4 protein-coding genes are annotated in these 9,046 nt (G+C 68.5%); 3 read left to right on the forward strand and 1 reads right to left on the reverse strand.

Going from position 1 to position 9,046, the window contains the following annotated elements:
- Positions 1-364: 364 nt before the first annotated feature.
- Positions 365-1,705, reverse strand: a complete 1,341-nt coding sequence (locus HCK04_RS39555; protein ID WP_260617567.1) for an ROK family transcriptional regulator — start codon at positions 1,703-1,705, stop codon at positions 365-367.
- Between the two features lie 244 nt (positions 1,706-1,949).
- Between HCK04_RS39555 and HCK04_RS39560 the strand changes: the two genes are divergently transcribed.
- From HCK04_RS39560 to HCK04_RS39570, 3 genes are all read left to right on the forward strand, one after another.
- Positions 1,950-3,233: an ROK family transcriptional regulator gene (locus HCK04_RS39560; RefSeq protein ID WP_142652654.1), complete on the forward strand. Its 1,284-nt coding sequence runs from the start codon at positions 1,950-1,952 to the stop codon at positions 3,231-3,233.
- 212 nt (positions 3,234-3,445) lie between these two features.
- Positions 3,446-8,395 carry a ThuA domain-containing protein gene (locus tag HCK04_RS44000; protein ID WP_142652655.1) on the forward strand — a complete coding sequence of 1,650 codons (4,950 nt, stop codon included), beginning with the start codon at positions 3,446-3,448 and terminating at the stop codon, positions 8,393-8,395.
- A gap of 109 nt (positions 8,396-8,504) precedes the next feature.
- The coding region (locus HCK04_RS39570; RefSeq protein ID WP_142652656.1) for a hypothetical protein at positions 8,505-9,046 on the forward strand (542 nt) is incomplete at its 3' end.

The raw sequence follows: 9,046 nt of genomic DNA on the forward strand, positions 1-9,046 counted from the left end.
TCCTCGCATCACGAGCAGCGATGACGGGTCGGATGATGACCGCGGCACAGGAGCCTCCTGAAAAACGGTGCGGCCGGAAAACAGTGCGGCCGTGGCCCCGCCCGCCTGACGGCGCCGGTTGGCACCGCCGCGACGGCATCGAGGTCGGCGTCAACGATGCCGGCGCGGCTCCGGACGACGATCAGGCGGGCGGGACGTTCTGGGGGGAAAGGAGATGGTTGGTTCCCGTCCGCTTGACCGCATGCGCCATTGCCACGGCGCCGGGGATGGGCGGGAGGCGCCGAGGCATACGGGACGGACGGTCAAGCGGACGGGCGTCTGGATCCGGCGGGCGAGGGGTCGGGCCGCGTGGCGGGCACGCGGATCAGGGTGAGTGGGGCAGTCGGGCCATCGGGGTGCCCTCGATCACTCCGATGGCGGGGGATGATCGGATCGCGATGCTCGTGGGGTCGGACAACGCTCGCTCGACGACGACTCCGGCCGCGCCGCGTGAGGCGGCGCCGAAGCCGAGTGTGGAGGCGACGAACCGGCAGCGCTCGACGGCGCCGTTCATGCCCACACGCGCCAGCTCCTGCTCAGCCGCCGGGATTATCCGGTCGGCGAGCCTGGCGAAGTAGCCGCCCAGCACGATCACTCGCGGGTTGAAGAGGTTGACCAGCATGGCCGCTCCGATTCCGAGCCACCTGCCCACCTCCACTGCGGCGGCGTCGACACGGGGGTCTCCCTCCGCACGCCGCTGCTCGATGTCGGCCAGCCGTTCCTCCGGGTCGCGGACGACCTGGTGGTCCGTGCCGTACGCGCGGTCGGGTGTGGCCATGCGGACCAACGCGGCCAGTCCGACCTTCGTCTCCCAGCAGCCGAGACGGCCGCAGCGGCACCGCTCGCCGGAGGGATCGACCATGACGTGGCCGACCTCCCCGGCGAATCCGTCCGCTCCGCCCAGCAACCGGCCGCCGGAGATGACGCCGCCGCCGACGCCCACCTCGCCGGTGAGGTAGACCAGATCGGAGGTGCCCGCCGCGACACCCGAGGTGTACTCGGCGAGCGCGGCGAGGTTGGCGTCGTTGTCCACCGTGATGGGGATGTCTCCGTGGATGTCCGCGTGGGACAGCCGCTCCGCCACCGCCACGCCGTGCCAGCCGAGGTTCGGGGCGACGACGACGGTGCCGGTCGTGGTGTCGATCAGGCCGGGGACCGCCACGGTGATCCCCGCCAGCGCGACCCCGAGCCGGTCGAGATCGGCGACGGTTTTCTCGATCACGCGGACGAGCTCGTCCAGTGACCGTTCCGGGCCCGATCCCATCGCGTCGAAGCCGATGCGCCGGTCGATGAGCACCCGGCCGGCGAGGTCGGTGGCGATCGCGGCGATGTAGTCGACGTTGACTTCGACGCCCAGGGCGCCGACTCGCGAGCCGTCCAGGGCGAGCGCGACACTCGGACGGCCGACGGAGCCCGCGTACTGCGGGCCCGTCTCCTTGACCAGTCCGCGTGCCTGCAGCTCGCTCACCAGGCTGGTGACGGTGGTCTTGTTCAACCCGGTCGCGACGGCGACGGCCGACCGGGAGCACGGGCCGTACGTGCTCACGTGGCGCAGCACCAGAGCGAGGTTCGAACGGCGCACGGTGGCCTGGTCCGCGGGAAGCCCCGCGGACCCGCCGCGACTCATCGAGTCGGTCGTGTGGCCGTCGGCCTTGCTGTGGTCCACGCCGCTCCTTCAATTAGTTCGCATGGCTCGCCGAATTAAAGGCAGCCACATCCCGGGGAGACAAGTGTGAAACCGGTTGCAGGTTTTGTAACGTTCCGATAACCGGAAACGGGATAGATCGCGACGTGCGGAAATACGAGCGATGCCAACTCGTTACGCATTCCGGGGGTGCACGATCGGACATCGCCGTGTTACAACCCTCATTAATTGATCTCGGAGACAAACAAAAGGCAGGTGGACGCGGGTGTCGAAGGAACCGCACCTCACCCGCGCCCCGAGCGGCGCCGCGCCGCCGGCGGGTCCCGCCGCCCTCCGCAGGGCGAACCTCTCGCTGGTGCTGCGCGAGCTGCGCGACCACATCTCCTTGTCCCGCGCCGACATCGCGGAGGCGACCGGGCTGCACCGGGCCACCGTCTCCAACCTCATGGCCGAGCTCCTGGAACGGCGGCTCGTACGGGAGGTCGGCGTCGAGCACGTGGGTGCGATCGGGCGTCCGAGACGGGCGGTCGCGCTGCACGGCGCGCACGTCGGCGCCCTCGGCATGGAGATCAACGTCGACTACATCGCGGTTCACGGCACCGACCTCAGCGGCCGGGTCCTGGTCGAGCGCAGGGTGGTCTACGACACGATGGGCAGCGGCCCGGACAACTCCGTGCGCCGGCTCGGTCTCGTGGCCAAGGAGGCCGTGGAGGCGATGCGCCGGGCCGGGGCGGCCCCTGCCGGCATCGTCGTGGCCGTCCCCGGGCTCGTGGACGTGGCCCGTGGAGTCGTGACACTCGCGCCGAACCTCTACTGGCGCGATCTCCCCCTCGCCGACCAGCTGAGCGCCATACTCGGCCCGCTGCAGGTTCCGGTGCGGGTGGACAACGACGCCAACCTCGCCGCGGTGGCCGAATTCACCTCGGGCATCGCCGCCGGCACACCCGACCTGGTCTACCTCACCGGTGAGGTCGGCGTCGGCGGCGGCATCATCTCGGGTGGCAGGCTGCTGCGCGGAGCGGACGGATTCTCCGGCGAGGTCGGACATCTGCGGGTCGATCCGAACGGCGACCAGTGCGGCTGCGGCCGCGTCGGCTGCTGGGAGACCAAGGTCGGACTGGCCGCACTCGTCCGTGCCGCCATGCCGGAGCAGGCGTACGGCCTGCCCGGCATGCCGGTGCCCGACCCCGGTGAACGGATGGCCGACATCGCCAGAGGCCTGGCCTCGGGCGACCGTCGGATGATGATGGCGGTGGCGCAGGTGGGCGAGTGGCTCGGGCTCGGCGGCTCGATCCTTGCCAACCTGTTCAACCCGCGAGTGATCGTCATCGGAGGCTACTTCGCCTCACTGGCCCAGTGGCTGCTCCCGCACGCGCAGGACCAGCTGCAACGGCTCGTGGTGGCCGCCCCCGCCGCCCAGTGCCGGTTCGTCGCCTCCACGCTCGGCTTCGGTGCCGCCTCCCGCGGCGCCGCGAGCATGGTGGTCAACCACATCATCGACGACCCTGCGACGATCATGGATCCATTACCCGGGCCGGCAGTTTACTGACGGCCCCCCACAGACCTGGAGAGGGCACCCTCCAGCAACCGCAATATCCGCTACGACCAAGTGGCAACAAGCGCGGCGGCGCGCGCCTTGCCTGACGTCCCCCCGGTCAGGAAGGGTTTTCAATGTCTCCACGTCAACGAACGTGGGCCAGGCCGTTCAGTACGGCCGTGCCAGAAAAGGGACGACGCATCAGACGTCGGACCGCGGCGACGATGGCCATGGCCCTCGTCGCTCCCGTCATCACTCTCTTCTCGGCGCCGGTGAGCGCCGAGGCCGCCACGACTACGGCCGCGGCGGCGGCGCCCGACTTCAAGGTGCTGGTCTTCTCCAAGACGACCGGCTTCCGGCACGACTCGATCCCCGAGGGCATCGCGGCCGTGCAGCAGCTCGGCCAGCAGAACAACTTCGCCGTCGACACCACCGAGGACAGCACCAAGTTCACGGACGAAAACCTGGCGCAGTACCAGGCCGTGGTCTTCATGTCGACGACCGGTGACCCGCTGGGCACGCAGGACCAGAAGGACGCCTTCCAGCGCTACATCGAGAAGGGCGGCGGCTTCGTGGGCGTCCACGCCGCCGCCGACAGCGGATACAACTGGGCCTGGTACGGCAAGCTGGTCGGGGCTTACTTCAAGCAGCACCCGGCGATCCAGCAGGCCACCGTCAAGGTCGAGGACCCGGCGCACCCGTCCACCAAGGACCTGCCGACGACCTGGACCCGTACCGACGAGTGGTACGACTACCAGACCAACCCGCGTGGCACGGTCCATGTCCTGACGTCGCTGGACGAGAAGTCCTACTCCGGCGGCACGATGGGCGCCGACCACCCGAACACCTGGTGCCAGGACTACGACGGCGGCCGTTCGTGGTACACCGGGCTCGGCCACCAGAAGGAGAACTACAGCGAGGCCAACTTCCTGAAGCTGCTCCTCGGCGGTATCAAGACCGCCGCGGGTGCGGAGAAGGCGGACTGCTCGGCCTCGCAGAGCAGCAGCTACGAGAAGGTCGCTCTCGACACCGAGACGTCCAACCCGATGATGCTGAACATCGCCAACGACGGCCGGGTCTTCTACATCGACCGGCTGGGCGACGTCAAGATCATCAAGCCCAGTGGTGGCACTGTCCTGGCCGCGCACATGAACGTGTTCACCGCCAACGAGAGCGGTCTGCTCGGCATGGCGCTGGACCCGGCCTTCGACACCAACCACTGGATCTACCTCTACTACTCGCCCAACGGGTCGGAGAACGTCGATCGGCTGAGCCGGTTCACGGTCACCGGTGACACCCTGGACCTGTCGAGCGAGAAGAAGCTGCTGGACGTCCCGGTGCAGCGCGCCGAGTGCTGCCACCACGGCGGCGGCATGGTGATCGACCCCAAGACCGGCAACCTGTGGCTCGGTACGGGTGACAACACCAACCCCTTCGCCTCCGACGGCTACGCGCCGATCGACGAGCAGTCGGGCCGGGCCTACTGGGACGCCCAGCGCACCGCGGGCAACACCAACAGCCTGAGCGGCAAGCTGCTGCGCATCCACCCCGAGGCTGACGGCACCTACACCATCCCCTCGGGCAACCTGTTCGCGCCGGGCACGGAGAAGACCAAGCCGGAGATCTACGGCATGGGCTTCCGCAACCCGTTCCGGATCGGCCTCGACCCCAAGACGGGCAACATCATGCTCGGCGAGTACGGCCCCGACGCCAACTCCGCCAGCGCCACCCGTGGCCCGCAGAACACGGTCGAGTGGAACCTCATCACCAAGCCGGGCAACTTCGGCTGGCCGTACTGCATCGGCAACAACACCCCGTACATCGACTACAACTTCGCGACCAGGCAGTCGGGGTCGGCGTTCAACTGCGCGGCTCCGGTCAACGACTCGCCCAACAACACCGGTCTGACCAACCTGCCGCCGGTCATCCCGGCGACCATCTGGTACCACTACGCCGCCGACCCGAACAACTTCCCCGAGCTCAGCGGCGGCGCGCCGATGGGCGGCCCGGTCTACCGCTACGACCCGAACGTCCAGTCGACCATCAAGTGGCCGGCGTACTGGGACGGCAAGGCCATCTTCGGTGAGTGGAACAACAACGCGCTGTGGTCGTTCCAGCTCAACGAGGACGGCTCCAAGCTCGTCGAGATGAACAAGATCATGACGACGCTGCGGTTCCTCAAGCCGATGGACATGAAGTTCGGTCCCGACGGCGCTCTGTACCTGATCGAGTGGGGTTCGGGCTTCGGCGGCGACAACGCCGACTCGGGCGTCTACCGCATCGAGTACACCAAGGGCGTCCGCCCGCCGGTCGCCACCGTCACGGCCGACAAGACCGACGGCCCGCTGCCGCTGACCGTGCAGTTCTCCAGCGAGGGCTCGCGCGACCCGGACGGCAAGGAGATCACCTACGCGTGGGACTTCGATGGTGACGGCGAGACCGACTCCACCGAGGCCAACCCCTCCTACACCTACACCAAGGCCGGCGAGTACAGCGCCGTCCTGACCGTCACCAGCGCCGACGGCAAGACCGCCACCGCCAGCGTCACGATCGAGGCGGGCAACAGCAAGCCCGTCGTCAAGGTCGAGGTGCCGCCGAACGGAGCGTTCTTCGAGTTCGGCGACCAGGTGAAGTTCAAGGTCACGGTCACCGACGCCGAGGACGGCACGATCGACTGTGACAAGGTGCAGATCCAGTCGATCCTGGGTCACGACACCCACGGTCACCCGCTCGACCAGACCAAGGGCTGCGAAGCCACGGTGCAGACCGCCATGTCGGGTCACGGTGAGTACGACAACCTGTTCTACGTGATCGAGGCCAGCTACACCGACCAGGGTGGCGACGGCGGGGCCAAGCCGCTGACCGGCCGTGGCCAGGTCATCCTGCAGCCCAAGCGCAAGCAGGCCGAGCACTTCTCGCAGACCGGCCGGATCACCGGCGGTCTCGGCACGGACGCCGCGGGCGTCCAGGTCGAGGACACCACCGACTCCGCGGGTGGCGCGAAGGACATCGGTTACATCCAGGACGGCGACTACTGGTCGTTCGACCCGGTGAACCTGACCAACATCAGCGCGATCCGGCTGCGGGCCTCTTCGGCCGGCGCGGGCGGCACCGTGCAGATCCGCGTCGGCAACCCCGAGGACGGAACGCTGATCGGCGAGGCGGAGATCACTCCGACGGGCGACTGGCAGACGTTCAAGGACGTCACGGTCAACCTGAACAACGCTCCGACGACCAGCGGCCCGATCTTCTTCGTGGTGCGCAAGCCGTCCAGCGCGGCCAACGACGCCAACCTGGCCAACTTCAACTGGGTCGACTTCATCGGCAAGGGCGCCACGGAGAACCAGCGCCCGACGGTGACCGCGTCGGCGAACCCGACCACGGGCACCGCTCCGCTGAAGGTCGACTTCACCGCGACGGGCACCGACCCCGAGGGTGACCCGGTCACCTACAAGTGGGACTTCGGGGTGGACGGCGCGCAGCAGGCCACGACGGCCAACGCGAGCTACACCTACACCGCCCCGGGTAACTACACCGCGACGGTGACGGTGACCGACGCCAAGGGCGCGGCCACGACCCAGCAGATCGCGATCAAGGTGAACACGCCGGCCACGGTGTGCTTCAGCGGCCGCTCCGACGACTTCCTGGGCAACCAGCTCGACCGTGACCGCTGGTCGGTCATCCGGGAGAACCAGGACCTGAAGGTCGCCGACGGCAGCCTGATCATCCCGACCTCTGCCACCGACATCTACCAGACGACCAACAACACGCCGAACATCGTCGTGCAGCCGGCGCCGTCGGGCGCCTGGACCGCCACCGCCAAGCTCACGCTGGTCGCGACCAGCGCGTACCAGCAGGCGGGCCTGGTGATCTACGGCGACGACGACAACTACGCCAAGATGGTGCTGCAGGCGCGGTCGACCTCCGGTTCGAACCACGCCAACCGCATCTTCCAGTTCATCCGCGAGGAGAACGGCGCGCCGAACGAGGTGTCGGCGAGCAACACGGCCACCCTCGGGGACACCTACCCCGACACGGTGTACGTGCGGTTCGTGAGCGACGGCACCAACATCACCGCGCACTACTCTTCGGACGGCACCACGTTCACCGCGATGCCGGAGACCAAGTCGCTCGCCGGGATCAACAACCCGAGGATCGGCCTGATCTCGCTGGCCGGCGCCAACCACCCGGTGGTGAACGCGGCGTTCGACTGGTTCCAGATCACGCCGGACGACAAGGCCACCGCGCCGACGCCGGACGACGAGTTCGACGGCACCACGCTCGACAACTGCCGCTGGAACGCGATCGTCCGTCCCGACGCCACGGCGGTGCGCGTGAGCGACGGCAAGCTGCAGCTCGACACCACCACGGGTGACATCTACGGCTCGACCAACGGCGAACCGAAGAACTTCATCCTGCAGACCGCTCCGGACGGCGACTGGACGCTGGAGACCAAGGTTGACGCCTCGGCCCTCAACGAGCAGTACCAGCAGGGCGGCCTGATGGTGTACGGCGACGACGACAACTACGTGAAGTTCGACTTCCTTGCCACCAACGCCGCAGGGTCGACGGTGGCGCGGACGATCGAGCTGCGCAGCGAGGTCGGCGGCACCGTGCAGAACCCGCAGCCGCAGGTGAACAACCTCACCACCGGTGTGTGGTGGCTGCGCCTGAAGAAGGAGGGAGACAGCTTCACCGGCTCCTACTCCTCCGACGGCACCACCTGGACCGACCTCGCCACCAACGGCACGGTCGCGGTGGTGAAGAACAGCGCCGTGGCGAACGCGTCGAAGATCGGTGTCTACACCATCGGCACCAACCAGAGCGCGTCCAAGACGGTCACGTTCGACTACTTCAAGCTGATCAAGCCGCAGAGCGACCCGGAGGTCAAGCTGACCGTCACCGCGTCCTCCCGCTGCATCGGCACCTCGGCGTACGTGGCGGTCACGGCCGTCAACGACGGTGACGTGCCGGCGACGATCGAGCTGAACACCCCGTTCGGCAAGAAGACGGTGGCCGACGTGGCCCCGGGTAAGCAGGCCTACCAGTCCTTCAACACCCGGGCCGGGCAGATCGACGCGGGTTCGGTGACCGTCACCGGCACCGCGACGATCAACGGCAAGCAGGTCACCTCGTCCTACGACGCCGACTACGCGGCGGCGAGCTGCCGCTGACCGCATCACCGGCGGTGACCTCGGTCACCACGACGAGGTCACCGCCGTAGCTCAACCCGGGGCCGGCCGCCCAGCCGGCCGGCCCCGCCCCCCATAGATGGAGCGATTCATGAAGATCACCAGGTCCAGCCAGATACTCGCCGCGTCCGTGCTCGGCCTCACCCTCGCGGGTGCCGGCCTGGCCGGTCCCGCGGCGGCCGACGACGACCCCTCCGGCACCGGCGGCATCGACGTGTCGGTGAACATCCAGTCCACCAGCACCCCCGGCCAGCTCTCGATGACGGTGGCCGACAACACCGGGGTGTCGCTGCAGGAGAACGGCTCGGACGCCACCGCCCGCCAGTTCACCGGCACCCTGCCGACGGTCACCGTGACCGACACCCGCACCCCCGAGGAGATCCCCGCGGGCGAGTACTGGGCGGTCGTGGGCCAGGCCAGCGAGTTCGTCGCGGCCGACGACCCGAGCAAGAAGATCGGCCCGGAGTACCTGGGCTGGAAGCCGCGCCTGCTGAGCGACTCCTCCACCGGTGCGGTGGCGGCCGGTGAGCCGGTCTCCAGCGTCATCTCCGACGGCTCCGGAGCTCCCACGGTGGGTCTGGAGGGCCAGGAGCTGCTGGTCTCCACCGCCAACTCCGCCGACGAGATCGGCAC

Origin of the sequence: Microbispora sp. CL1-1 (assembly GCF_012034195.1) — a bacterium.
Classification (GTDB): Bacteria; Actinomycetota; Actinomycetes; order Streptosporangiales; family Streptosporangiaceae; genus Microbispora.